Annotated in this window: 20 protein-coding genes; 5 read left to right on the forward strand and 15 right to left on the reverse strand. The window is 66.4% G+C overall.

The genetic code is table 11. The annotated features are described in order from the left end of the window. Positions 1 to 3: 3 nt before the first annotated feature. The 5 genes from VO57_011230 to VO57_011250 all read right to left on the reverse strand — a co-directional run bounded on the left by VO57_011230 (position 4) and on the right by VO57_011250 (position 6,884). On the reverse strand, positions 4 to 1,410 hold the full coding sequence (locus VO57_011230) for a nitronate monooxygenase (protein XBL68703.1): 1,407 nt from the start codon (positions 1,408 to 1,410) through the stop codon (positions 4 to 6). Positions 1,411 to 1,441: 31 nt separating this feature from the next. After that, positions 1,442 to 2,203, reverse strand: coding sequence for a methyltransferase domain-containing protein (locus VO57_011235; GenBank protein ID XBL68704.1), 762 nt, complete (start codon positions 2,201 to 2,203; stop codon positions 1,442 to 1,444). 49 nt (positions 2,204 to 2,252) lie between these two features. Continuing rightward, positions 2,253 to 3,380: a peptide chain release factor 2 gene (prfB, locus tag VO57_011240; protein ID XBL68705.1), complete on the reverse strand. Its 1,128-nt coding sequence runs from the start codon at positions 3,378 to 3,380 to the stop codon at positions 2,253 to 2,255. 68 nt (positions 3,381 to 3,448) lie between these two features. Beyond that, complete coding sequence (locus VO57_011245) at positions 3,449 to 5,941, reverse strand: transglycosylase domain-containing protein (protein XBL68706.1); 2,493 nt, start codon at positions 5,939 to 5,941, stop codon at positions 3,449 to 3,451. A 73-nt stretch (positions 5,942 to 6,014) separates the two neighbouring features. Further along, positions 6,015 to 6,884, reverse strand: coding sequence for an N-acetylmuramoyl-L-alanine amidase (locus VO57_011250; protein ID XBL68707.1), 870 nt, complete (start codon positions 6,882 to 6,884; stop codon positions 6,015 to 6,017). A gap of 490 nt (positions 6,885 to 7,374) precedes the next feature. Here VO57_011250 and VO57_011255 point away from each other — a divergent pair, with 490 nt between their 5' ends. Together VO57_011255 and VO57_011260 are read left to right on the forward strand one after the other, a co-directional pair. After that, positions 7,375 to 10,317 (forward strand): Rne/Rng family ribonuclease, encoded by a 2,943-nt coding sequence (locus VO57_011255; GenBank protein ID XBL68708.1) that lies wholly within the window; start codon positions 7,375 to 7,377, stop codon positions 10,315 to 10,317. Positions 10,318 to 10,386: 69 nt separating this feature from the next. Then, positions 10,387 to 11,283 (forward strand): haloalkane dehalogenase, encoded by an 897-nt coding sequence (locus tag VO57_011260; GenBank protein XBL68709.1) that lies wholly within the window; start codon positions 10,387 to 10,389, stop codon positions 11,281 to 11,283. A gap of 174 nt (positions 11,284 to 11,457) precedes the next feature. On the opposite strand, the gene VO57_011265 is transcribed toward VO57_011260, so the two are convergent. Continuing rightward, positions 11,458 to 12,189, reverse strand: coding sequence for an SDR family NAD(P)-dependent oxidoreductase (locus VO57_011265; protein XBL68710.1), 732 nt, complete (start codon positions 12,187 to 12,189; stop codon positions 11,458 to 11,460). Between the two features lie 178 nt (positions 12,190 to 12,367). On the opposite strand from VO57_011265, the gene VO57_011270 reads away from it, so the two are divergent. The 3 genes from VO57_011270 to zapE are packed head-to-tail and all read left to right on the forward strand — an operon-like array spanning position 12,368 to position 14,743. Continuing rightward, entirely contained in the window at positions 12,368 to 13,153 is a 786-nt protein-coding gene (locus VO57_011270; protein ID XBL68711.1) for a succinate dehydrogenase iron-sulfur subunit, read from the forward strand. After that, positions 13,154 to 13,621: a PaaI family thioesterase gene (locus tag VO57_011275; protein ID XBL68712.1), complete on the forward strand. Its 468-nt coding sequence runs from the start codon at positions 13,154 to 13,156 to the stop codon at positions 13,619 to 13,621. Between the two features lie 9 nt (positions 13,622 to 13,630). Then, positions 13,631 to 14,743: a cell division protein ZapE gene (gene zapE, locus VO57_011280; GenBank protein ID XBL68713.1), complete on the forward strand. Its 1,113-nt coding sequence runs from the start codon at positions 13,631 to 13,633 to the stop codon at positions 14,741 to 14,743. A 24-nt stretch (positions 14,744 to 14,767) separates the two neighbouring features. Here the strand turns inward: zapE and VO57_011285 are convergent, their stop codons facing one another. The 9 genes from VO57_011285 to VO57_011325 all read right to left on the reverse strand — a co-directional run bounded on the left by VO57_011285 (position 14,768) and on the right by VO57_011325 (position 26,527). Next, a complete protein-coding gene (locus VO57_011285; protein ID XBL68714.1) occupies positions 14,768 to 15,691 on the reverse strand; it encodes a crotonase/enoyl-CoA hydratase family protein in 924 nt (307 codons plus the stop codon). 135 nt (positions 15,692 to 15,826) lie between these two features. Continuing rightward, the gene (locus tag VO57_011290) at positions 15,827 to 17,722 is read right to left on the reverse strand and encodes an XrtA/PEP-CTERM system amidotransferase (protein XBL68715.1); all 1,896 of its coding nucleotides are present in this window, start codon (positions 17,720 to 17,722) and stop codon (positions 15,827 to 15,829) included. A gap of 10 nt (positions 17,723 to 17,732) precedes the next feature. Beyond that, positions 17,733 to 19,277, reverse strand: coding sequence for an exosortase A (gene xrtA, locus VO57_011295; protein ID XBL68716.1), 1,545 nt, complete (start codon positions 19,275 to 19,277; stop codon positions 17,733 to 17,735). Then, positions 19,267 to 20,493, reverse strand: a complete 1,227-nt coding sequence (locus VO57_011300; protein XBL68717.1) for a TIGR03087 family PEP-CTERM/XrtA system glycosyltransferase — start codon at positions 20,491 to 20,493, stop codon at positions 19,267 to 19,269. Before VO57_011300 ends, xrtA begins: the two co-directional genes overlap by 11 nt. Further along, the gene (locus VO57_011305; GenBank protein XBL68718.1) at positions 20,490 to 21,566 is read right to left on the reverse strand and encodes a FemAB family XrtA/PEP-CTERM system-associated protein; all 1,077 of its coding nucleotides are present in this window, start codon (positions 21,564 to 21,566) and stop codon (positions 20,490 to 20,492) included. The genes VO57_011300 and VO57_011305 overlap by 4 nt, the downstream gene beginning before the upstream one ends. Further along, positions 21,563 to 22,456 carry an XrtA system polysaccharide deacetylase gene (locus VO57_011310; protein ID XBL68719.1) on the reverse strand — a complete coding sequence of 298 codons (894 nt, stop codon included), beginning with the start codon at positions 22,454 to 22,456 and terminating at the stop codon, positions 21,563 to 21,565. The genes VO57_011305 and VO57_011310 overlap by 4 nt, the downstream gene beginning before the upstream one ends. Position 22,457: 1 nt before the next feature. Further along, positions 22,458 to 23,642 (reverse strand): XrtA/PEP-CTERM system-associated ATPase, encoded by a 1,185-nt coding sequence (locus VO57_011315; GenBank protein ID XBL68720.1) that lies wholly within the window; start codon positions 23,640 to 23,642, stop codon positions 22,458 to 22,460. Between the two features lie 24 nt (positions 23,643 to 23,666). Then, a complete protein-coding gene (locus tag VO57_011320) occupies positions 23,667 to 25,445 on the reverse strand; it encodes a preprotein translocase subunit YajC (protein ID XBL68721.1) in 1,779 nt (592 codons plus the stop codon). Between the two features lie 11 nt (positions 25,446 to 25,456). Next, positions 25,457 to 26,527, reverse strand: a complete 1,071-nt coding sequence (locus tag VO57_011325) for a capsular biosynthesis protein (GenBank protein ID XBL68722.1) — start codon at positions 26,525 to 26,527, stop codon at positions 25,457 to 25,459. Positions 26,528 to 26,536 lie beyond the last annotated feature (9 nt).

Consider the following 26,536-nt stretch of genomic DNA (forward strand, 5'->3'; position numbering starts at 1 on the left):
GCGTCAGTCTCCGGTCAGGATACGCTCCACCAACTGCTTCACCGACGGGGTGAAGTTGTTGGAATAGAACGGGTCCTGCTTGAAGCGGTACGCAGCGTGACCGGCGAAGGCGAGGTTTTCGTCCGGATCGCCGCCATGCGCGATGTCCTGCAGCGTCTTCTGGATGCAGAAGCTGCGCGGATCGGCGAGGCGACCGGTGGTGTGATCGTCGTGATCCTTCCAGCTCGAAAACTGGCAGTGCGACAGGCAGCCCATGCAGCCCTGCTGGTCGGCACGGATCTGCTCCGCGCTTTCCGGGGTCACGAACACGACCGTATTGTCGGGCGTCTTGAGTGCTTCGGTGAAGCCTTCGTGCATCCACGCCTGCGCCTTGCGCTGGTCGCCGGGGTGGACGAAGAAATATTTGGCCTTGCCGTGATCGGAGAGCGGGATGGTCCCCTCTTCCTCGTCCCGCTTGAAGATCGGGATCTGCCGCTCTGAACGGTGCATGAGGTCGTAGAGGAACGGCGTCTTGACCGCGCTGGAATAGAAGCCGGTCGGGCTGAACTTGTGCAGCAGCACGTCGCCCGGCTCGATCGTGCGCAGCATGTCCTTCCACACCTGCGGGATCGGGCTTTCTTCGGTCAGCAGCGGGCGCGTGCCGAACTGGAACGCGATCTTGCCCAGCTCGGGATTGTCGATCCACTCTTCCCACTCGCGCAGGAACCACACGCCGCCAGCCATCACGATGGCGGTGTCTTCCGACACGCCTTCCTTGCGCATCGTTTCGCGCAGTGCCTTCACGCGCGGATAGGGATCTTCCGGCTTGGTCGGATCTTCGGCGTTGGACAGGCCGTTGTGCCCGCCCGCCAGCCACGGATCTTCGTAGACCACCGCCGCCAGCAGGTCCGGCACCTTGGAATAGCTGCGCTTCCACAGCGCGCGGAAGGCGCGCGCGGAGCTGACGATCGGCAGATAGTGCACGTTGTAGCGTGCGGCGATCTCGGCCAGCTTGTAGGGCATGCCTGCCCCGCAGGTGACGCCGGTGATCTTGTCGGCGCAATTATCCAGCACGCCTTCCAGCACCTGCTGTGCGCCGCCCTGTTCCCACAGGACGTTGATGTTGATCGCGCCCTTGCCGTCGGCGATCTCGTAAGCACGGTTAACCTGCTCGGTCGCACCATCGATGGCGTAGCGGACCAGCTGTTCGAACCGTTCCTTGCGGGTCGCCTGCGGATAGACCTGCGGGATCGGATTGCCGTCCTCGTCATAGGTATCCGCGTTGACCGCCGACACGGTGCCGATGCCGCCCGCGGCGGCCCATGCGCCCGAGCTTGCGTGATTGGTCGCCGAAACGCCCTTCCCGCCTTCGATCAGCGGCCACACCTCGCGACCGCCGTACTGGATGGGTCGCAGTCCTTTAAATGCCATCAAACTTCCAATTAATCAGCTGGGCGCGCCTTTACCCATTGGCTTGGCCATTATCGGCATCGGACGCGCTTTTCTGCCCGGTACAGGGCACGATGTCCTTTGGGTCGGGCCTTGTAGCGCCGCGAGAGAATTGTGCAAAGTATCCCGCAAGTTCGGGTGCCTGCTCGATCCGGTCGAGCCGGTAGCCGACCCGTTCGAATTCGCAGGCGAGCAAGGCGGGGGGAATGCCGTGGCGGTCGGTCGGGCGGTCGATATCGACCACGATCACCTTGCCGCCGTCTTCGAGCGAGGGCCACAGCCGCCACAGGAAGGCGTAGGGCTCTGCCACCTCGTGATACATGTGGACCATGAAGACGCGGTTGAAGCTGTCCTCGGGCAGGCGCGGATCGTCCTGCGCGCCAGCCTTGATCGAGACATTGTCGAGCCGTTCGCGCTCGACCCGGCGGCCCAGCCTCTCCAGCGCGCCGCGATCGATATCCTGCGCCAGCACGCGGCCATGCTCGCCCACGCGCTCCGCCAGCCGGACCGTGTAATAGCCCTCGCCCGCGCCGATATCGGCCACCGTCATCCCCGGCTCGATCGAGGCCATGTCCATCACCTTGCGCGCCTCGCCCTGGCTGTCTCGCGTTTCCTCATCGGAGAACGCGTTCGCGCCGAGGTTGGAGACGGGGCGATCGGGTAACGGAAATGCCCGCGCGGTTTCAGGCCGCTGCGCCCCTTCGGAAGAAGAGCCGCAGGCCGCAAGCGCGAGCGTGGTGCATGCCAACAGGGAAAATGCCGTGCGTGCCATCATCGGGCGGCACTTAACCGCGCATGCCAGACTTGGCAAAGCGGCTTTTGCCCTATTCGACGTCTTCCACCTCGACCGCCTCGCCCGTCACCCGCTGCGCGAGCGCGGCGGAGATGAACGGGTCGATCGCCCCGTCGAGCACGTCGCCCGGCGCGGTGGAGGTTTCGCCCGTGCGCAGGTCCTTCACCAGCTGGTACGGCTGGAGGACGTAGGAGCGGATCTGGTGGCCCCAGCCGATCTCGGTCTTCTCGGCATATTCGCCCGATGCCGCCGCCTCGCGCTCCGCCATCTCGCGTTCGAACAGCCGTGCTTTCAGCATGCTCATCGCGGTCGCGCGGTTCTTGTGCTGGCTGCGATCGTTCTGGCTGGCGACCACGATTCCGGTCGGCTGGTGGGTGATGCGGACCGCGGAATCGGTCGTGTTGACGTGCTGCCCGCCGGCGCCCGACGCGCGGTAGGTATCGATCTTGAGGTCGCTTTCGTTGATCTCGATCTCGATATCGTCGTCGATAACCGGATAGACCCAGACCGAGCTGAACGAGGTGTGGCGCCGCGCGCTCGAATCATATGGGCTGATCCGCACGAGGCGATGCACGCCGCTTTCAGTCTTGGCGTAGCCGTAGGCGTTCTCGCCCTTGATATGCAGCGTGACCGACTTGATCCCGGCCTGCTCGCCCGACTGATATTCGACCGTCTCGACCTTGAAGCCGCGCTTTTCCGCCCAGCGGACATACATCCGCATCAGCATTTCCGCCCAGTCCTGGCTCTCCGTCCCGCCAGCGCCGGCATGGACTTCGAGATAGGCGTCGTTCGCATCCGCCTCGCCCGAGAGCAGTGCCTGGACCTTGTCCGCATCGGCGCGCGCGGCGAGCTTTTCGAGGCTGGTGAGCCCTTCGTTGACGATGTCGTCATCGCCTTCGGCCTCGCCCATTTCGACGAACTCGATCGCGTCGGCCATTTCGGACGAGATCGTGTTGACCGTGCCGATCGCGCTTTCGAGCCGCTTCTGCTCGCGCATGATCGCCTGCGCCTGCTTGGGATCGTCCCACAGGGTCGGGTCTTCGACGCGCGCGTTCAGCTCGTCGAGTTCGCGCAGCGCGCGCTCCCAGTCGAGCGACTGGCGCACCAGCGCCAGCGCAGCTTCGATCCGGTCGATATGGGCCTGCCCTTCGGCACGCATTGCATTTTTCTCCACAGAAACGGGCAGGCAGCGCTAGGGACGCGCCGCGCCCATGGCAAGGCGCTCGGTCAGTAAATCCCGCCCTGTTCCTCTACGAAGCTCTCGGGCGGCTCCTCCCGCTCGGCCGCCAAGGCGGCTTCGTTCTTCGCGCGGCGCGCACGGCGGATCAGGTCCAGAAACTCCTGTCGCTGGGCCGCGATTTCGGATGCGCGGGTCGAGCGTGGCGGTTCGGTATCGGGCTTGAACGCCTCCCAGATGACCGCAGCGTTATCTTCGGTGCTGGCGGGCGCATCAAACACCCGGCCACCGGTGCGCCGGTCGACCCGGACCATCCGCACGCCTGCAGGCGCAACCGGCGGATTGGCGCTCCACCGCTCGCGCGTTTCCTCGATGAAATCCTTGACGATCGGCGCGGCGATGGTGCCGCCCTGGGCATAACCGCCCATGTTGCGCGGCCGGTCGAAGCCAAGATAGGTGCCGACCATCAGCTGCTGCGTACCGCCGATGAACCACACGTCCTTGGGGCCGGTGGTCGTTCCCGTCTTGCCGAACAGCGGCAGGCCGGTTCCGCGCAGCACCTTGGCGGTGCCGCGGGTAATCACCCCTTCGAGGATGTGGGTGATCTGGAACGCGGTGCGCGCATCCATCACTTGCCGCCCCATCGGGCCGGGCCGGGGCATGGCCGAACCATCCCATTCGGGCATGTTGCAGCCCTCGCACTCGCGCTTGTCGGCGCGCCAGATCACCTTGCCGCGACGATCCTGCACATAGTCGATCACGGTCGGATCGTTGAGGCGGCCGTGGTTGGCGAGCGTGGAGAAGGCGTTGGTCATCTTCTCGACCGTGGTCTCGCCCGCGCCCAGCGCGAAGGCGATGTAGGGCTGGTAAGAGCCGATGCCGACCCGCTCGTAGGTCTTGATGACATTGGGCATGCCCGCCTCGTTGGCGATATTAGCGGTCATCACATTTTGCGAATTTTCGAGGCCATAGCGCAGGGTATAGGTCCCCGCGCGCCCGCCCCGAACGCATTTCTGGCCGAGCTGTGCGCCCTGGTAGGCGCAGAAGCTGCTGTTATCGACCTGCGTTGCCGGGGTCATCCCGTGGTCCAGCCCGGTGGCATAGACGAAGGGCTTTACCGTGGAGCCCGGCTGGCGATTGGCCTGCGTGGCCCGGTTGAAGCTTTCTAGGCGGCTGTCCCACCCGCCCTGCATCGCCATGATCCGACCGGTCTGCGGGTCTTCGACCACGATCCCGCCCGACGCATCGGGGATGACCGCCACCCGCCAGCCATTGCCCGAGGGGCGCACCGCGAGCACGTCCCCTTCCTTGAGCGAGCTTGGCGCACCGCCCAGCGTGGCGGTTTCGCCGTTGGAAAAGACGATCTGGCCAGATCCGGTGAAGGCCGCGACCCGCCAGTCCTTGTAATTGATCCCAATATTCGCGCTTGCGAGCTGGCTGCCCAGATCGCCCTTGCTGGGGTCGAGCGTGGCGACCGGGCCGCTCCATCCGCGCCCGCCGTGATAGCGCAGCATTCCCTTGCGCAGCGCATCGCGCGCGGCCTGCTGGTATTCGAGGTCGAGCGAGGTGCGCACCCATAAGCCGCCTGCATAAACGCTGTTGGGCCCATCATCCGCAGTCTCGCCGAACCGGTCGAGCAGCTGGCGGCGGACCTCTTCGATGAAATAGCCCGCATCGGCATTGCGGATCGAGGCCGCGCCCGAAGTCAGCCCGAGCGGCTTGGCCTTGGCGGCCGCGACATCGGCCTCGCTCGCCCAGCCATTCTCCGCCATCTTGTCGAGCACGTAGTTGCGACGCGTGATCGCGAGCTCTTCGTACTTCGAGCGCCCGTAGCGTTCGGGCGCCTTGGGCAGGATCGAGAGGAACGCCATCTCATGCAGGTCGAGATCGCCGACATCCTTGTCGAAATAGGCGCGCGCCGCCGCCTGCACCCCGAAGCTGCGCCGGCCGAGCGGAATCTCGTTGAGATAGAGAGTGATGATTTCCTGCTTGGTCAGCGTCTGTTCGATCCGCCGCGCGACCAGCATTTCCTTCAGCTTGCGGGTGATCGAATACTCATCGCTCAGCAGCACGTTCTTGGCCACCTGCTGGGTGATGGTCGACCCGCCGACCGCACGTTCGTCCGTCCCGGCCTTGCGCGCATAGTCGAGCACTGCGTTGAGCGTGCCGGTAATATCGACCCCGTTGTGCCGCCAGAAGGTCTCGTCCTCGGCGGCGAGGAATGCGTTGACCAGCGGACGCGGGAAATCGACGTAATCGAGCTGCACCCGCCGGTCGCGTGCATAGCTGCCAACGATCTCGCCATCGGCGCCGCGTACCACGGTGGGCAGCGGCGTCTCGTAATCCTGCAGCGCGCTCGCATCGGGCAGGTCGCGTCCGATCAGGAACCACGCGATCCCGACCAGCGCCAGAAAGGCGATCGTGCCATAGACGATCCAGCGGACCGCCCAGTTGTCCCGCCAGGTCTGCTTGAACTCGGCGAAGGCGTCCTGCGATCCACGCTGGATCCGGTAACGGATATGTTCGACTGATAGCTCGGTCATGATGCGGCAGCGCCCTTAGCACGCTCCTCGCGCAGACCGCCATAACCAATGGTGAACATTCGCACGGGGTCGTTTAGCCGACCGACTGGCGGGCGAAGAACACGCGGATCGCGCGGGCAAGAAAACCGGCAAATTCCTCGCGCCCCTCGTCCGACGATAGCCGCGCGGCATCGTCCGGATTGGTTAGGAAGCCGACTTCGAACAGCACTGCGGGCACATCGGGCGCACGCAGCACCGCGAGCGCGGCGGAGCGCTGGGTCTGCGAATGGAAGCGATGCCTGCCCTTCCCCTCACGCTCGATCAGCTCGCCGAACTCGCGGCTGGTTTCCTGCACCCGGCGCTGCGAGAGTTCGACCAGGATATCGTTCACCGGATCGCTCTGGTTCTTGACCACCACGCCGTTGAGCAGGTCGGCATTGTTCTCGCGATTGGCGAACCGCGCCGCAGCCTCGCTCGATGCCTCGCGCGACAGGGTGTAGACGCTGGCCCCGAACGCGCTTTCGGAATCACCCGCGCTGTCTGCGTGGAGCGAGATGAACAGGTCGGCGTTGAGCCGCCGCGCGATCTCGGGCCGTTCCTGCAGGACGAGGAAGGTATCGTCCTCGCGCGTCAGCGCCACGCGGATGCCGCCTTCCTCGATCAGGCGATCCTTCAGCGCCAGCGCCAGTTCCAGCACCACGTCCTTCTCGTACCGGTCGCCCGAAACCGTGCCCGGGTCCTTTCCGCCGTGACCGGCGTCGATCACCACCAGCGGGCGCGAATTGTCGGGCGGGCCGTAGATTGTCGGAAGATCGACCGGCTGGCCCGCCTCCGGCAGCACCAGGCTGATGACGTAGTCGCGCCCCAGATGCGGCACCGGAATGGTCAGCCCAAGCACATACACCCCGCCGACGATCACCACCGGCAGCAGGAAAATTGCAAGGATCTGAAAAAAGCGGCCCATCCCTGTCCCTAGTAAGATGTGGCACCTCGCTTGCGCAATAGACGTCACATGCTTGCGCAATAGAGTTGCCGCGCCCCTCGCGCGATGCTAGCCACTTCCAGTCACGAGGCGCGAGCCCCTTTTCGATCAGCGGTTTGTCCGCTCTCGCAGGTGGGCTCGCGATCGGGACTACAGACCGGCCACACGGATTTTACCTCGTGTGGTCGACCCCGCAAACTAACAGGTTGATGCGACCTATGCGCACTCCCCACCCGTTCGATCCAGCCACGCCGCAAGGCCGGGCAGGCGGACGCATGGTCGGGGCCGAGCATATGGCAGCCGTCCGCTTGGTCGCAGACGCACACGCTCCCCACATGCCCCCGATCGGGGCGGTGGCGGAATTCCCATCCCGCCTGGCCCGCGAAGGCCGGCGATTTTTCACGACAGATAACGCGCCTTGCCGCGACCGCCCCACCAGGCTGACGCAGGCGAGACGCGTGGAGACAACACCATGGCACAGCGCATGCTTATCGATGCGCGCCACGCGGAAGAAACCCGCGTGGCCGTACTTAAAGGCAACCGGATAGAAGAATTCGACTTCGAGTCGGCTGAACACAAGCAGATCAAGGGCAATATCTACCTCGCGAAAGTTACGCGAGTAGAGCCTTCGCTGCAGGCGGCGTTCGTCGATTTCGGCGGCAACCGGCACGGGTTCCTCGCCTTCAGCGAAATCCACCCCGACTATTACCAGATTCCCAAGGAAGACCGCGACGCACTGCTCGCCGAAGAGGCGGAAGCCGCCGAAGAGGAAGAGCGTCTGCGGGCCGAGGAAGAAGAAGCCGGGCACATGCCGGGCGACGAATACGACGCGGAAGACGATGAATCCGCCGAAGCCCTGGCCGAAGACCTCGCCGAAGACGGGCTCGAGGAAATCGACACCTCGGACAAGGACAAGGTCTCCACGATCGAGGAAGGCCAGCTTTCCTCGGACGATGATGACGACGACGATGATGACGACAGCAATGGCGACGATGCCGATGCTTCCGAGGGTGGCAACCGCCGCCGCGGGCGTCGCGGTCGCGGCGGTCCGCGCCGTCAGGGTCAGGGCAAGCCGCGCAGTCGCGCCAAGGAAGTCGACGAGGCACGCGCCCGCCGCCAGGCGCTGCGTCGCCGGTACAAGATTCAGGACGTCATCCAGCGCCGTCAGGTGCTGCTGGTGCAGGTCGTCAAGGAAGAGCGCGGCAACAAGGGTGCGGCGCTGACCACCTATCTCAGCCTCGCGGGCCGCTACACCGTGCTGATGCCGAACTCGTCGCACGGCGGCGGGATCAGCCGCAAGATTTCCTCCGCATCGGACCGCAAGCGTCTCAAGCAGGTCGTCGGCGATCTCAACCTGCCGCGCACCATGGGCCTGATCGTGCGCACCGCAGGGCTCAGCCGCACCAAGACCGAGATCAAGCGCGACTTCGACTATCTCGCCCGCCTGTGGGACGAGATTCGCGAGCGCACGCTGGGCTCCAGCGCGCCATCGCTGATCCATTCGGACAGCGACCTGATCAAACGCGCGATCCGCGACATCTATAATCGCGAGATCGAGGAAGTCGTGGTCGAGGGTGAGGAAGGCTACAAGTCCGCCCGCGCCTTCATGAAATTGCTGATGCCCAGCCATGCGCGCCGGGTAAAAGCCTATTCGGACCCGGTCCCGATGTTCCAGCGCTACGGTGCGGAAGACCAGCTGCGCGCGATGTACGAACCGGTCGTGCAGCTCAAATCGGGCGGCTATCTGGTGATCAACCCGACCGAGGCGCTGGTGTCGATCGACATCAACTCCGGCCGCTCCACCAAGGAGCACGGGATCGAGCAGACCGCGACGGCGACCAACCTGGAAGCGGCGAAGGAAATCGCCCGCCAGCTGCGTCTGCGCGACATGGCGGGTCTGGTCGTGATCGACTTCATCGACATGGAGCACAACTCCAACATCCGTAAGGTCGAGCGGACGATGAAGGACGCGCTCAAGAACGACCGCGCGCGGATTCAGGTCGGCCGCATTTCGGGCTTCGGCCTGATGGAAATGAGCCGCCAGCGCCTGCGCACCGGCGTTCTCGAGGCGACCACCCGCGAATGCCCGCACTGCGACGGCACCGGCCTGGTCCGCACCGCATCCAGCGCCGGTCTCTCCGCGCTGCGCCTGATCGAGGACGAGGCGGCCAAGGGCAAGGGCACCACCATCACCCTGTCGGCCAGCACCGAAGCGGCAGTCTATCTGCTCAACGCCAAGCGTGCCGAGCTGCAGGAAATCGAACAGCGCTACGGCGTGACCGTGGAAGTCGTGCCCGAGGGTGAGGACGAAGGCGCCAAGATGAGCGTCGCCAGCTCCGGCCCCCGCCCCACCGAAGCGCCCAAGTTCGAGCCGATCGTGATCGACGAGGCGGAAGACGACTTCGAGGACGAGGCGGACGACAGCGACACCGAGGACGAGGATCAGGGCCGCTCGGGCGGCAGGTCTTCCGACGATGGCGACAATGACGACGACCGTCCCAAGAAGAAGCGCCGGCGGCGGCGTGGCGGTCGCGGTCGCAACAAGCGCCGCGATAACGACGGCGAGAACGGCGAGAACGTCAACGACCGCTCCGGCGACGACCAGTCCGACGATGACCGGTCCGACAATGATCGGGCCAACGACGACGGCTCCGACGAATCGTCGAGCGACGACGGCGACGACAAGCCGAAGAAGCGTCGCAGCCGCGGTGGTCGCGGCCGGCGCAAGAAGCAGGACGACGCCAGCGAGGCTCAGCAGGACGTGTCCGACCATGTCGTGGAAGACATGGCGGTCGTCGCCGGACCGGACGACGCACCGGCCACCGCCGATGCTGCGACCGCCGAGAAGCCGAAGCCCAAACGCCGCAGCCGCGCGAAGAAGGCCGATGCCGAGCAGCCGACCGAGGCCGGCGATAGTCAGGAAGCAGGCACGGATGCCGCAAAGGATGGGGCCGAAGACAAGCCCGCACCCAAGCGTCGCAGCCGCGCCAAGAAGGCGGACACGCCTTCGCAGGCTGCTGCCGGTGACGACAAGGCAGAGGAACAGGCCGAAGAAAAGCCTGCACCCAAGCGCCGCAGCCGCGCCAAGAAGCCAGTCGAAGGCGAGGAACAGGCCGATGCGGGCGAGAAGAAGGCTCCCGCAAGGAAGCCGAGCGCTCGCAAGACGCCTGCCAAGCCCGCCGCCAGCAAGCAGACCGAAGCGCAGCTGACCGAGGATATCGCGGTGGTTGCCGGGCCGGAAGACACCCCGGCCGACCCGCAGGAAGCGGCTGAAAAGTCGCCCTCGCCCTCGCCAGCTCCGGCACCTGCGCCCGCTCCGGCACCATCGGCCTCCGCCGATGGTTCGGATGACGGCAACAGTGACGACGACAAGCCGCGTCGCGGTGGCTGGTGGCAGCGGACCTTCGGGGCCTGATCCGCGCCACCTTCGGCGTCCAGCAATGATCGGACGCGTGCGGTAGGATAATCACAAGGATCGACGTTGATGAGCCTTGCCTACCGCACGCCCGACAGCCGTTTCGCCAACCTGCCGGACTTCCCGTTCCGGCCCAATTACCACACGCTCAGCGAAGGCCTTCGCGTGCATTATCTGGACGAGGGGCCGCGCGATGCGCCCCCCGTGCTGATGATGCATGGCGAGCCGAGCTGGTGCTATCTCTACCGCCACATGATCGGCCCGGTGGTCGAGGCGGGCTATCGCGTTCTCGCGCCCGACCTCATCGGCTTCGGCAAATCGGACAAGCTGACGAAAAAGAGCGCCTATTCCTACGCGCTGCACGTCGCGTGGATGCGCGACTGGCTCGATGTGATGGAGCTCGATAATATCGTCCTCGCCTGTCAGGACTGGGGTTCGCTGGTCGGGCTGCGACTGGTGGCGGACATGCCCGACAGGTTCGCCGCCGTCGTGCTGTCCAATGGGGGCCTGCCTGCGGGTGAAGAGCCGCCGCCCGCGTTCGACAAGTGGCGCAGGTTCTCCCGCTACAGCCCGGTCTTTCCGATCGGCAAAATCCTTCAGAAAGCCACAGCGCGCACGCTCAGCAAGGCGGAGGTCGCCGCCTATGACGCGCCCTTCCCCACCTGTGGCAGCAAGGCGGGCGCACGTATCTTCCCCTCGCTCGTCCCGCTGGGGCAGAACGCGGCGGTGCCCGATCAAAGGGCGGCGTGGGAGGTGCTCGACCGGTTCGAGAAACCCTTCACCTGCGCCTTTGCCGACAGGGACCCGATCACGCGTGGCGGTGATGCGAAATTCCGCGCGCGCGTGCCCGGTGCCAAGGGCAATCCGTTGCACCGCACGCTGAAGGGCCATCACTTCATTCAGGAAGACGACCCGGAAGGCTTCGCCTCAGCGATCATCGAAACCGCGATGCGCGCGAGGGTTTAGGCCAGGTAACCCAGTCATCCTGAATGTGTTTCAGGATCCAGCCATCGCTCCGCGCCGCATCGCCGTCCCCCGGTGCGACCTCTCGCCTGATCGCTACGCTATAGCCTCGCGCGCGCCCGTCTGCACGCTGGACCCTGAAACAAGTTCAGGGTGACGGGTTGCTGAAACGACGGCTCAAAACTCCACCCGCTTGCCCGCCCAGTCGAACAGCTGGCCGCTGTCCTCAGGCCCCAACCCATCGAGCACATCCAGCAGATTGCGCGCGGCCTGCGCAGGCGCAGTCAGCTGACCTTCGGGCAGATTGGCCTGAAACGGCTCCGACAGCGCCGTGTCGACCGTGCCGGGATGCAGCGCGACGCACACCGCCCGGCTGTGCGTACGCCCCAGCTCGATGGCGAAATTGCGGATCAGCATGTTCAGCGCCGCCTTGCTCGCACGGTAGGAATGCCAGCCCCCGATCCTGTTGTCGCCGATCGAGCCGACCCGCGCGGAGAGTGCGGCAAAGATACTGCGCCGGTCGCGCGGCAGCAGCCGGAGGAAATGCTTTGCGACCAGCGCGGGGCCGATCGTGTTGAGATGGAACACCCGCGCCATCGCATCAGCGTCGATCTGCTTGTAACTGCGCTCCGGTCCCGTACCGTCGGGCAGGGTCAGCAGGCCGCTGGCAACGATGGCGCAATCGACCGGCGCGCCGACGGTTTCGGCGGCTGCAGCGATCGTGTCTTCATCGTCCAGATCGAAACGCACCCATTGCGCCCCGTCGGGCAGGTTTTCGGGCCGTATGCGCGATGCGGCGAACACGGTGCCCGCCTCGCGTGCGATCAGCTCGGCAACCAGACCCGCGCCGATTCCCCCGCTTGCGCCGAAGATGATCGCGCGATCGATGGCCTGTCCTACTCGCTCCAAGTGCCCTAGCCTTTCCTCGATGCCGCCCGATTTTTCCCCGCCCGCCCGGGTCCAGCGGCTTTTTCACCCCCTGGACAGTGTGCCAGGTGTGTCAGGGCACACTTTTGTGCGCTTTACGACCCTTGCACCTTGCGCTGCAAACGCTAGGTGAGACGCAAGCAGATTTCAGGACATTGCCATGGCCACCTTCACCCTCCCCAAGAATTCCAAGATCCGTGACAAGGGCGAGGTGCACCGCGCCGCCGAGGGGGCTGGCCGCGTCAAGAAGTTCAAGATCTACCGCTACAACCCGGACAGCGGCAGCAATCCGCATTACGACCGGTTCGAGGTCGATCTGGATGCGTGCGGCCCGATGGTCCTCGATGCGCTGTTCAAGATCAAGAACGAGATCGACCCGACGCTGACTTTCCGCCGTTCCTGCCGCGAAGGCATCTGCGGATCGTGCGCGATGAACATCAACGGGTCCAACGCGCTCGCCTGCACCACCGCGATCGAAGATCTGAAGGGCGATATCCGCATCACCCCGCTGCCGCACATGGAAGTGGTGAAGGATCTGGTGCCCGATTTCACTCACTTCTACGCGCAATACGCCTCGATCCGCCCCTGGCTGCAGACCGTGACCCCGACGCCGAGCGGCGAGGAACGGCTGCAGAGCCCCGAGCAGCGCGAGCAGCTCGACGGGCTGTACGAGTGCATCCTTTGCGCGTGCTGCTCGACCGCGTGCCCCAGCTACTGGTGGAACAGCGACAAGTTCCTCGGCCCGGCGATCCTGCTGCAGGCCTATCGCTGGCTCGCCGACAGCCGCGACGAAATGACCGGCGAACGGCTCGATGCGCTGGAAGACCCCTATCGCCTGTATCGCTGCCACACGATCATGAACTGCGCGAACGTGTGCCCCAAGGGCCTCAGCCCGGCCAAGGCGATCGCCGAAACCAAGAAGATGATGGCCGAGCGCGCGATCTGAATGGAGCGGGTATTCGCGCCGGTCGATTACCACCCGATTCCTGGCGAAGAGGGCTGGTTCAGCTGGAACCTGAAGGACGCGACGCGCTATAATGGCGTGGTCCTCGGGCCGCTGAAGGTTCGCCACGAGCAGATCGGCGATCGCCGCTATACCCGGCTGCGGATGATTCCGGAGCACAAGCACACCAATATTCAGGACATGGTCCACGGCGCGGCCACTCTGGGCCTGATCGACATCGCCCTGTTCGCCGGCGCGCAGACGCTGGGGCGCGGCCACGATGGCCCGATGGTGACGCTGGAGCTTTCGACGCAGTTCGTTGGCGCAGGCGACAAGACCCGCCCGCTCGACGCAATGACCGAGCTGGTCCGCGAGACGGGCAAGCTCGCCTTCGTGCGCGGCGAAGTGGTGCAGGATGACGATACCGTCGCCGCCTACTCGGGAATCCTGCGCAAACTCTCTCACCGGTGACCTTCTGAGATGACCAACGTCGTTGCGCGATACGAAGAGCTGCTTGCGGCGGGCGAACTGCGTGAGGATGCGGACCAGCGCGTGGCTGTCGAGCGGCTGGCGCAGGTGCAGGAAGCGCTGGAGGACCACTCAGCCCCCGGCCTGCTCGCGCGGCTGCGCGGTCGCAAAAGCGAGCCTGTGCGCGGGCTCTACATGTGGGGCGGCGTCGGGCGCGGCAAGTCGATGCTGATGGACCTGTTCTTCGAATGCCTCGCGATCGAGCGCAAGCGCCGGGTCCATTTCCACGCCTTCATGCTCGAAGTCGACAAGATGATCGGCGAAGAGCGCAAGAAGCAGCAGGAAGGCCCCGTGCGGCGCGTCGCCGCGCGGATCGCGGCGGATGTGCGCTGCCTCGCCTTCGACGAGATGGTGGTCAACAACACCGCCGATGCGGCGATCATGGCGCGGCTGTTCACCCCGCTGATCGAGGATCACGGGGTCACCATCGTCACCACCAGCAACCGCCCGCCGCATGATCTCTACAAGGACGGGCTCAACCGGTCGCTGTTCATTCCCTTCATCGAACTGATCGAGCGCAAGCTCGACACGCTCTCGCTCGACGGGCCGACCGACTACCGGCTCGACCGGCTGGCCGGGCTGGAAACCTGGCATACGCCGCTGGGCGATGCCGCCACCGCGCAGGTGCGTGAGGCGTTCTTCCGGCTGACCGATTTCGACCCCGACGATGCCGAGCACGTCCCCAGCGGCGAGTTGGACCTTGGCGGCGGGCGCAGCCTGCATGTGCCCAAGAGCCTGAAGGGCGTGGCGGTGTTCAGCTTCAAGCGGCTGTGCGGCGAAAACCGCGGCGCGGCGGATTACCTGACCATTGCGCAGACGTACCATACGGTGATCGTGGTCGGCATCCCGATTCTGTCACCGGAAAACCGCAACGAGGCGATCCGCTTCACCAAGCTGATCGACGCGCTGTACGAACATAATGTGAAGCTGTTTGCCACCGCTGCGGCCGATCCCGAAGCGCTCTATCCCGCAGGCGAAGGCAGCTTCGAATTCGAACGCACCGTCAGCCGCCTGCGCGAAATGCAGAGCGATGACTATATGGCGCGCGGCCACGGGGTCGAATGACGCCGGGTCGGCCCCGGCGGTAGGTCAGGCGGGAACGGGCGTACGCCCCGCGCGCCGCTGCTGCGCGACCAGCCGGCCCATCAACTTGAGGTCGCGCTCGGTCAGCTTGAGCGCGGTGTCGGCCCACTGCTCGGTAATTTCGTTGAGTTCGGCCAGCGTCAGGTTCCAGGTCCGCTTGGTGGCCTTGCGAGAGCCCAGCAGGCCTGCGTGGCGGCGGCTGTTCTTGGTTATGAAGAGCTGCACCGCAGCCTCACCCTCCCCATCCGGCACCACCTCGTGGACGAGCCCGAGCGCATGCATCTCTGCCGCGGTGTACGTCCGGGCGGAAGTAATCAGCCGCTCTGCCGCGACGCTGCCGATCATCCGGCCGAGCAGCGCGTGCGCGCCCATCCCGGGGAACAGGCCGAACATGATCTCCGGCAGGCCAAAGGTCGCGCTTTCTTCGGCAATGATGAAATCGAACGACAGCAGCGACTCCAGCCCGCCGCCCAGCGCGGCACCCTGGACCAGGCCGATAGTCAGGATCGGCAGGCCCAGCCCCGCAATGTTGCGGTCGAGGATGCGGCAGCAGCGGTGCCCGTAGCTGACCAGCGACTTGCGGTCGCCTTCGATGATCAGCTGGCGAAACAGTTCGAGGTCGCCGCCGTAGCAGAATACGCCCGGCGCGTGGCTGCCAAGAACGAGGAAACGCAGGTCTTCGGGGCCGAAACTGCCCTCGATCAGATCCTGCCAGTGTTCGAAATCGGCGAGCATTGCGGGGGTGAAGCTGGCCCTGCCTTTGGGCACCATGTTGGTCCACAAGGCCTTGGTATCGGCGTCGTATTCGACCCGCAGCCCCTCCAGCGCAAAAAGCGCGGGTTGAATGTGGGGTGCATCTTCGGCGAGGACCGGATCGCCCGCCTCATCAAGGATGATGTGCCTCTCGAAATTCGTGCTCACGCGATTCATAGAGACCCCCGTTGCCACCATACGGGACGCGACGATCCGACCCGTGCTGCAAGTGCTAACCGATCGGCGGAGTCGCGGGCAATGTTTTATTTACCATACTGGCCCATTTTGAATCACTTTTGCGATGGGCAGAGTCTAATTGTTGCTCAAAAGACTCACACTTCGCTCGAGCATGAGCAATTGCCAAAGCTCGCGCGCATGATCGCGTCGGCCCGCGATATGATCTTCCGCCAGCTGCGAAAGCGCAGCCGCGTCGAACCATCCGGTGTCGAGCAACCGCTCGCTGCGCGCCGCCGCACGCGCCGCCTCTTTCAGCTCGCTGCGGAACCACTGCGCGATGGGCAGGACGAAGCCCTGCTTGGGCCGGTAAAGGATCTGCTGCGGCAGCGTACCCTCCATCGCCTGCTTGAGCGCGAGCTTGCCCTGCCCTCCGGAAACCCGCCGCGTCTCGGGCAGGCGCGCGGCCAGTTCGACCAGATGATGGTCGAGCAGCGGCTCACGCGCCTCCAGGCTCACCGCCATGCTGGTGCGGTCGACCTTGGTCAGGATGTCGCCCGGCAGCCAGAACTTGAGGTCGGCATATTGCGCCCGGTCGAGCCCGCTGCGCACAGGCGCATTGCGCATCAGCTCGATCAGCGGCTGCTCGGCGCGATAGCCGCCCAGCTCGCGCTTCATAGCAGGCGAAAAGATCCGCCCGCGAAGCTGGGGAGACATCACCCCGAGGGCGCGCGCGTACGCCTCCTCCCCCGAGAGGGCGAGCGACTGGAATGTGGTCTTGGCGCGAAAGGGGCGCGGAGCCCAGTCCGCCTTGGGATAGAGCGCCGCGAGAGGGCCGAACACCGCGCGCCTGAGCGGCAGCGGCAACGCACCGCGCGCGCGTTCCTCGGCGGCATGGAATACGTGGCGACGATAGCCCGCAAAGGCCTCGTCCGCGCCGTCGCCCGACAGCGCCACGGTCACATGCTCGCGTGCAAGCGCGCAGACCGCGGCGGTCGGCAAGGCGGAGGCATCGGCGAAGGGTTCGTCGAACATCCCCGCCAGCGCGTCGATCCGGTCGAACATCGCCGGGTCCACGATCCGTTCGTGATGCGCGGTGCCGAACTGTTCCGCGGTCAACCGCGCGTGCGCCGTCTCGTCCAGATCCGCCACGTCGAACCCGATCGAGCAGGTGGTGACCGGCTGGCTCGCGCGATCGGCCATCAGCGCGACCACCGCGGAGCTGTCGACCCCGCCGGAGAGGAACGCGCCGATCGGCACGTCACTGACCATGCGCGATGCAACCGCGCTGGCAAGCTGCGCCCGCAGCGCCTCGGCCTCGTCCACCGCCGACATCGTCTCACGCCGCTCGAAACTGATGTCGTACCAGCACACCGGCGGGTGCGGCGGCTTGCCGTGTTCGACGATGCGGTAGTGGCCGGCGGGCAGCTTATCGACGCCTGCCAGCATCGATCGGTGATCGGGCACGTAGCCCCACGCGAAGTAATCCTCGATCGCCAGCGGATCGATCGTCCGGTCGAGCGCGGGATGCGCCAGCAGGCCCTTAAGCTCCGAGGCAAAGGCAAACGTGCCGTCCGGCAGCAGCGCGGTAAACAGCGGCTTCACGCCGAACCTGTCGCGGGCGAGGAACAGCTGGCGCCGCTCGCGATCATACAGCGCGAAGGCGAACATGCCGTCGAAACGAGCGAGACAATCCGGCCCCCACTGCCGCCACGCGGCAAGGATCACCTCGGTATCGCCTTCGGTCCGGAAGGCATGACCCAGCCCGGCCAGCTCGCTGCGCAGCGCGCGATAATTGTAGATCTCGCCGTTGAACACGATTGCCGCGCGTCCATCCGGCGAATGCATCGGCTGTGGCGATCCCTCTACGTCGATCACCGACAGGCGGCGGTGCACCAGCCCTATGCCATCATCGCACCACAGCCCCGCGCCATCCGGGCCACGGTGAACCATCCGGTCGCGCATTCGCGCCAACAGATCGCGGTCGACCTGGGCATGCGCCTGCCGCGCGAACAGACCGGCGATCCCGCACATGCGACGCGGCCTAGCGGGTCTGGCTGCGCTGGACCAGCGCCGCGGGGCCACCGGCGGCGCTGACGAAGGCCTGCAGCGCAGGCGCAGCGCCGGGTTCGGGGGCGGAGACGATCACGATCCAGCGCGGCTCTGCCCGCAAGCGCAGCCGGTCGCCCAGAGTGGAGATGCGGAACAGCAGCGGATTGGCCTGGCTGGTTCCATTGGTGACGAAGCCGGTCCACGCCACGCGCCGGTCGCGGCCATAGGCCATGAGCCGATCGCCCCGCATGGCGTCGGGCGCAGGCGCAGCCTCGACATGGCGCCACGGCGTCTCGGGCGGCACCGCGCCCTCTTCGCCCACAGTGGGATCGGCGTCGCCGGCATAGGCGGCGAGGTAGAGGTCGACGAACCGCCCCTCCTGATCGCGATATCGGGTCAGCAGGATCGCGCTCGCCGCCTTCCCCGCCGGACGCCATTCGGGCGTCGCGGGATCGGCGACTTGCGTCCAGCCCAACACCGGCGGCGCGCGCAGCGCGGGCACGTTCGCCGCGCTCGATGTCGCGAGCGCACTCCACAGGCCGACCAGCACGATGGCCGAGATCAGCAGCGGGGCGAGCGTGGTCGCGGAGAGCGAATGACGCTCAAGCTTCGCAACCAGCGGATGCTCCGCCAGCCGCGCGGCGCTGAGCGCCTCGGCATCGGGATCGCGATCGAACCAGCGCCACGCGAGCGCCAGCACCAGCGCAACGACGACGGCGAAGAAGACCCAGCCATAGATGATATGATCGACCCCGCCCGCACGTTCGGCCCCGATCACCTGCGCGATCGCGATGGTGCCCCAGGCACGCACGCCATTGGCGAGGATCGGCACCACCACGCACAGCGCCATCAGCGCGATCCGGCGCGGCCAGCGCTCCATCCCGATCTTCGCCGCGAGCACGCCCAGCGTGACCATCGCGACCACGAACTGCACGCCCGCACAGGCCGCCGCGACCTCGAACAGGCCCGCAGGCGTATCGATGAACACGCCGTCGATATGCGCCTCAATCCCGCTCAGATGGGTCAGCGCGATAACGATATCGGCGGTCAGCATCTGCAACGGGGGGACGATCTCCTCTCCGAACGGGACCAGGAACACCGCGAAGGCGAGCGGGAACAGCAGCACCGCGCCCGCGCGGGGGCCGAGCAGCGTCAGCGTCGCCGCCTGCAGCAGCATCACTGCCCCGGCCTGCGCCACGATATTGAGCGAGATCAGCGATCCGACCAGCCATACCGCCAGCGCGCCCAGCATCAGGACCAGCCCCGGCCACCAGCCGCGCGGTTCGATCTGCGCGAGCGCGGCGCGGCGGTTCCACACCAGCCAGCCGATGATCGGCGGAACGAACAGGATATGCTGATAGGCGGACACGGTCAGCCACTGGTGCGCCATGGCGATCCACTGGCCGCCGGTCAGCAGCAGTGTCGCGACCCAGACCAGCGCCAGCCAGCCGAGCGCCTTCGCCCAAGCGGCGGGAACGCGCGACAGGGCGACAGCGATCGGCGAGTGTCTGGGGTTGCGGATCAGTTCAGGCGGCATCGCGCACCGGGTCCGCATCGGACGGACGCAGCAGCTGTGGCAGCCCGGCGAGCATCGCGGGCCAACTCTGCTCGTTCAGCACGAATTCGCGCGCCGCCGCGCCCATCGCGCGGGCCTTGTCGGCATCATCGATCAGCGCGAGCGCGCGACCGATCATCATCCGGTCACCCTCGGCGACCGCGAAATGCTTGCCGTCCTCGGCCTCGATCCCCGTCGCCGCCTCGGGCGAGACGAGCACGGGCCTCGCCATCGCCATCGCTTCGAGCACCTTGTTCTGGATGCCGCGGGCGATGGTCAGCGGCGCGGCGACGATGTCCGCTTCGGCGAGGTATGGCCGCACATCGGCAACCTCGCCCCACACGGTCACCCCGGCGTGCTTGCCCAGCGCCTTGACCGCCGGGGTCGGCGCGCGGCCGACGATGTGGAACTCTGCACCGGGGTGCACGTCGCGGATGCCCGGCAGGATGCGCTGCACCATCCGCTCCACCGCAGAGACATTGGGCGCGTAGTCCATCTGTCCGGTGAAGACGATGTTCGGCCCCGGCCCATAAAGCGTGGGTTGCGGCGGGCACGCATCGGGCGCGAAGAACTGTGCGTCGATCCCGTTGCGCATCACTCGCAGATCGATGTGGTTCATGCTGCAAACGCGCGTGCGAAACAGGTTCGCCTCGTTCTCGCTGATCAGCAGAGTGGTGTCCGCCATGCGGGCAAAGCGCTCCTCCGCCGCCGCGAGCAGTCGTGCTTCGCGCGCGTGGACCCAGGCCTTGGGGCCGTGGCCGGCCTCGCCATAGGCTTCGAACTTGGCGCTATCGACGTCGCACAGGTCGAGCACGGTGCGGCCCGGGAAGTGGACCGGGACATATTGCGCCATCTGGCCGGAAAAGACGTAGATCGCGTCGATCGGCCGGTAATGCAGCACCTGCGCGACCCACTGGCGCAGGCCTTCGTTCGCAAAGGCGGAGAGGCTGACCGGGTGCCCCTTCGCCATCGCCTCTGCCGCGGCGAGCATGTCGTGCTTGCGGCGGGGGACGAGGTGATGACTGGCCGCGATGCCGGAGAGGAACTGGTCGCCATAGCCCGAGCCATCGTCGAACGTGCCGACATGCACGGGGCCGAGCGCGGCGAGCGCGCGCAGCACGTTGTGGGAGCGAATCTTGTCCCCCCGATCGGGCGGGAACGGCACGCGGTGGGCCAGGAACAGGGTTTCGCCCGTCATGCCAGCCCCCTTGCAATGACCGGCCCGATCGCGTTGGCGACCGGCAGCGGCAGCTTCTTCCACAGATCGATCTTGCGGCTGTAGGCCTCGCTGGTCGGGTCGACATCGCGCGGCGCTGCACCCGGCGCGCTCCACCGCGCATAGGTGATCGGCTCGGGCGCAAAGCCCCAGTTCTTCTTGTAATTCCACGGCCCGCTGCCGGTTTTGGAGCGACCGAAGTCGAACCGGGTGCAGGCCTTTTCCCCGCGCGCGTGACACATCAGCGCATAATACATCCGCTCGTTCGCCCGCGCCGCGCGAGCGCGCCACACGCCGCCGCCCCAGAATGGATAGGCGGTGCCCAAGTGATACAGCGTCAGCACGCTGGCGAGCGGCGCATCGCCGTCCCACACGGTCAGAATGTCGGCGCTGTCGCCAAACCCGCCCAGCACCGCGTCGAACAGGCTGCGCGGGAAGACCGGGGTGCCGAGATTGTGAACGCTGGCGGCGTAGCAGGCGTAATGCGCCGCACGGTCCGGTTCGTCCGATCCCACGGTAACGTGCAGCTCGCCCTGAAGGCTCTTGCGGACCTCGGCGCGCTGCTTGCGCGGGATCGCGAGCAGTTGCGCTTCGTCGTCTTCCGCCAGATCGCACACGAAGCCCGAATGCTTGCCGGTCACCGCATCCCATCCGCTGGGCACGTTGCCGCCGCGCAGCTCGACCTCTTCGCAGCACAGCCGTTCGGCCAGCTCGCCCACCGCATGGGCAAGCGCGGCTTCGCTACCCGGATCGATAGCAAGGATGCCGCCATCGACTGCGAAACCGCTGGAGATCAGCGCGCGGCCGAACAGCGGCGAACGCAATATCGTCAGCGGCAGCCAGCCAGTGATCCGCCCCGCCCGCTCCGCCAACAGACCGCAGGCCTTCTGGCCGGCGCCACGCTCGACTGCGTTCAGCCAGCTAGGCAGATGGAACGGACTGCCGCCCTGCTCTTCCACGAAAGCGGCGATCCGCCGCGCTTCGTCGGCATTGTGCAGGTCGACCCGGGTGACCGTGTCGGCTGCGCGAGCGTCAGGGGCGAAGGGCGCGTTCATGCCGCTTCCTGCGCGCTTTCCAGCTGGACGACCTCGTCGACCCGGCCCCATGCGAAATCGCGCAGCAGCCGTTCGAGCTTGGCCTCCATCCGGGTAAGATTGGTGTAGTGCCGCAAGCGCGAGCGCAGCGGGGCATCGGCCACGCGCGGCTGGCCCGGATCGACCTCCCACGGGTGGAAATAGAACACCGCCGGGCGCGCGTCGTCACGGTTGACCTGCGCGATCGCCCAGCGGGAGAAGCCATAGGGCAGCGTACGGAAGAACCCGCCCCCGCCTGCCGCCAGCCTGCGTGTGCCAAGCATCGCGGTGGTCACCGGCAGTTCGATCATCGCGGCCCCCGCAACCGGGCGGAAGGCAAAGCGCGGCGCATCGCGCCAGCCGTAATGGTCGTGCGCAATCGGCGCGACGCTGGAGGAGTAGGTATAGCCCTGCGCGGCCAGTTCCTCATGCGCCCAGGGATTGCGTGCATCGATCGAGAAGCTGGGCGCGCGATAGCCGGTCACTTTCATGCCGCTGGTATCTTCAAGGATGGCGCGCGACTTCCTCAGGTCTTCCGCGAACTCCTCGCGGGAGAAGGTGAAGACCCGCTGGTGGTCGTAACCATGGCTGGCGACCTCGTGCCCGGCATCCGCAATCGCGCGGATCGCGTGCGGCACGCGCTCGGCCACCCAGCCCAGCGTGAAGAACGTCGCCTTGACCCCCGCGCGATCGAACAGCGCGAGCACCCGCTCGACATTGCGCTCCACGCGCAGCTCGCAGCCGTCCCAGTCGCTGCGCGCGATCGTGTTCTCGAACGCGCCGACCTGGAACCAGTCCTCGACATCGACCGACAGGCCGTTGACGATCCGGTCCGGCGCAGGCTGCGGATGCCGGGCGGGCGCGAGGTCCATCCTAGGCGGCCTTTCTGCCGTCCTTGTCGAGCCATTCGATCAGCAGCTGGAGGAGGTAGCGCACGCTCTGCTCCTGCTCTTCGAGCCGCGCCTCGAGTGCCTCGACCCGCTTGGCGAGATCGCCCTCGGTGCTGGCCGATCCTTCGATCGCGCGCGAGAGCATGGCGATCGCCGCCCGCAGATCGGACTTCTCGTCTTCATGTTCGGGGCGCTCGGTCGAAGCGGTGGGCGAAGGGGCCGGGGTCGGTGCTGGTGTCGGAGCGGGCGCTGGCGAATGCTCGGGCGGCCGCTGTGTCGGAGGTGGAGGCGGGGCGGAAAGCTCCGCCGCGGGATTGGCGAAAGGCCGCTGGCCAGTTTCGGCCAGGTCCGGACGGTTGTCGCGCGCCATCTCCTCGACCACCTGATCCAGCATCGCGCAGTCGATCTGGCTGCGCTGCTCGACCGCACCCATCAGCAGCAGGCGGGTGGCGATCTGGTTCACCCGGCGCGGAATACCGCCGCTCGCCTCGTGGATCTTCGCGAAAATCTTGGGGTCGAAGGAAGGGTAACCCGTCCAGTTCACCAGCGACAGGCGATGCTCGATATAGGGCGCGACCTCGTGCACCTCCATCGGGGTCAGGTGATGCGCCGCGATCACGCGCTGGCGCAACTGTTCCAGCCGGTCATGCTGGGCGAGCGTCTGCTTGAATTCCGGCTGGCCGAGCAGAAGCTGCTGCAGCAGCGGGTGCGAGCCCAGCTGGAAGTTGGACATCATCCGCAGCTCTTCGAGCGCTTCGAAACTGAGGTTCTGCGCCTCGTCCACGATCAGCAGGCAGCGACGGCCATCGCGCGCTTCCTCGTGCAGGAAAGACTCGATCGAACCGAGCGCACTGGCCTTGTCCTGCCCGGCAACGTCGAGCCCGAAGCTCTGCGCCACCAGGTGGGCCAGTTCGGACCCGTCGAGGTTACTGGTAACGACCTGGCCAACGGTCATCTGGTCGGGATCGACCTTCTTCATGAGGTGGGCGACCATCGTCGACTTGCCCGCGCCGATCTCGCCGGTGATGACGATGAAGCCCTCGCCCTGCGCCATCCCGTAGCCGAGATAGCTCAGCGCCTTTCGATGCGTGATGCTCTCGAAGTAGAACGCCGGGTCCGGCGTGAGCTGGAATGGTCGCCCTGAGAAACCGTAATACTGGTCGAACATGATGTGGTGCGGTCCCTTGGGTAACTAGAAGTCGTAACGCAGGCCCAGCAGGGCCGACGCGTTGGTTTCGTTGAGCAGATCGCTGTCGACCGTGTCGACAGAGACCGCAGCGCGCGCAGACAGGTTGCGCCACAGCGTGCGGCTGTAGGCCGCCGATGCGCCAAGCAGAAGCGCGTCGTTCAGCTCGCTCGTCCCCTCGTCGAGGTAACTCGCGTAACCGGCCACGCTAAACGCGGCAAACGGGCCGAGCGGTGCGCCGATGCTGACATTGGCGTAATAGCTCTGGTCGACGATATCGTTCGCCGCCGCCAGTACCGTGCCGTCCGCGCCGAAATAGGTCCGCCGGTCGTATCCGATGCTCATCGCGGTGGTGATCCGGCCCTGCGTGGTCGAATAGCCGAGGTTCACGCCCCGATTGCGGAAGATCGCGCTGCGCACCGAGGAGAGCGCCCCGCCGAGGCAGTTGGCCGATCCGTCAGCCCCGCTGCCGGTGACGCAGCCGGTGAAATTGCCGGTCAGCGGATTGCGCGTGGCGACGAAGCCGCTCGGCAGATTGGCCAGCGAATTGGTGATCGCGCCGCCGAAGCCGCTGATCGTGTTGTAAACATTCGCGCTCACCGCAGTGCGCGACGAAGGCTGCCAGCTGAACGTGCCGTAATAGGTGTCGCTGTCGTAGCGGCGGCCATAATGCGCCTCCAGCTGGGTCCGGCGCGAAGGCTTCCACACCACGCCGACATCCCAGATCAGGCCTTCGGTCTCGAACGCGATCCTGCGCGGGCCGCTGGTGTCGGTCTCGAACCGGCCATCCTCGCCGACCACCGGATCGCCATTGGCATCGCGCACGACATCGCGGTTGGCGACCTGGACATATTCGTAGCCGACCCCGCCAACGACGGCGAGACCGGGCGCGAGCGGCACGGTGACATCCCCACGCCCATAGAAGTCGCGCACGCGCTGATCGGAATTGGAGACCTCTTCCTGATAGGCGCCCCCGCCCACCGCCACGCCGACCGGCAGCACGGTACGCGGGGCGACGCCGACGCGGGCATTGGCGGAGTGGACGATGCTTTCCTGCGCAACGTCGATCGGGGTGACGGTCGCATCGACCACGCCCACTCCGGGCTCCTCCACCCGGTTGTAACCGAAGCGGTAATTGGCCGACACGTCCGCCACGCCCACCTTGGTCGACACGTTGGGCCCGGCATAGACGGAATAGACCCGCGATTCGCTGTCCGGGTCGATCGGCTGGCCGCTGGCGATCGCCGCGCCGCCGCCGCCTTCCACGCGGCTGCGCGCGGCAAGCCCGCCCGCCTCCAGCGTGATGCCCGGTGCCGCCGCAACATAGCCGCGCGCCACACCGGTGACGCTGTCGCCGCCCGCGACATCGCCCGACAGATCGTCGCCATAGCTGATCACCCGGTCATAGCGCAGCGAGACGGAGCCGCCCGCACGGCGTCCCTGCACCGACGCGTCGACCCCGGCGGCAACCCCGCCATAAACGGCCGTCTCGCTGTCCGGATTGATCCGCTGGGTGACGATCTGGTTGGCTTCGATGTAGGGGGCGATCCGCAGGCGCTGACGTTCGGGCGCACCGCTGGGGCGCGAGCCGCCGCGATCGCCATCGGCATCCTGTGCCTCGACGTCGCCGGCATAGCCATCCGGATAGGCGGGCGCGGGCTGCAATTCGCCGCCGCCGCCGCTACTGGTGACTTCGTCGTCGCTCCAGCCATATTGCGCGAGCGCGGGCGCAGGCAGCATCGCGCCGGCGCACAGCAGCGCGGCCATGGCGGAGATGCGGTTCATGGGGGAATACCTCATCCGTAGTAACTCCCGAAACGGCGACCGCTTGGGCTGAAATTGGCGCCATTGAGCACCAGCTTGATGTCCGGGCAGGCCGACAGCAGCTGCGCTGCATCTTCCAGCGCGGTCTTGCCGGTGCGGTCCGCGCGGGCGACCAGGATCGTCTGGCCGACATGCTTGGCGATTTCGGCGGCGGGCGAGGCGGCAAGCGCGGGCGGGCTGTCGACCAGCACGATCCGGTTGGGCGCCTGCGCGGTCAGCCGTTCGAACACCTCGGCGGTGCGGCGGCTCGACAAAGCCTCGCTCGCGTGGCTCGACTGGCGGCCCGGGGGCAGCACCCACAACCCGTCTATATCGGTTTGCAGCACGTGGCTTTCGACGCGCGCCTGATCATCTGCGAGCACGTCCATAAGCCCGGCACGTTCGGGCAGCCCGAGCACGCGCTTGACCGAAGGATTGGCCAGATCGGCGTCGATCAGAACCACTTCGAGATCGCGCTCTGCCGCCAGCGACAGCGCCAGATTGACCGCGCAGAAGGTCTTGCCCTCGTTCTCGTGCGGCGAGGTGATCAGGATGCGGCGCGCGGCTGCGGTGCCTGCCAGCCGGATCGCGTCAAGGATCTGGCGCTTCACGATGCGGAATTCCTCCGCCAGCGCGGATGCCTGCCCCTCGGGATCGATAAATCCGGCCTTGCGCAGCGATGCGAAGTCGACCTCCACCCGCTCGCCCGCAAGCGCGATTGGGTTTGCAGTGCCATCGATCACCGCAGGCGGCGGAGCGGACGGCTGCGCCGGAACCGGCAGGCTCGCCTCTTCACGCGCCGCTTCGACCGACATCTCGACCGGTGCGGGCGCAGGTGCGGGAACGGGCGCGGGCGTCGCCTCGGGCGCAGGCGCGGGTGCGGGCGTACCCGTCTTGCGCAGCGGACGCGCGCGCTTCATCGGCACGTCGTCGAAGCTGCGCGGCATCGGGGCTGCGCCCAGATTGCTCAGGCCGAACGCGCCGCTTGCGCGCTCAAGCAGCGAGCTCTTCTCTTCCTCGCCACCCTCGGGCTTGGGCGGTTTGATGGGGTTATGCTCGGTCATCCGCGGGTC

The sequence above is a fragment of the Citromicrobium bathyomarinum genome (assembly GCA_001306305.2).
Lineage (GTDB): Bacteria > Pseudomonadota > Alphaproteobacteria > Sphingomonadales > Sphingomonadaceae > Alteriqipengyuania > Alteriqipengyuania bathyomarina.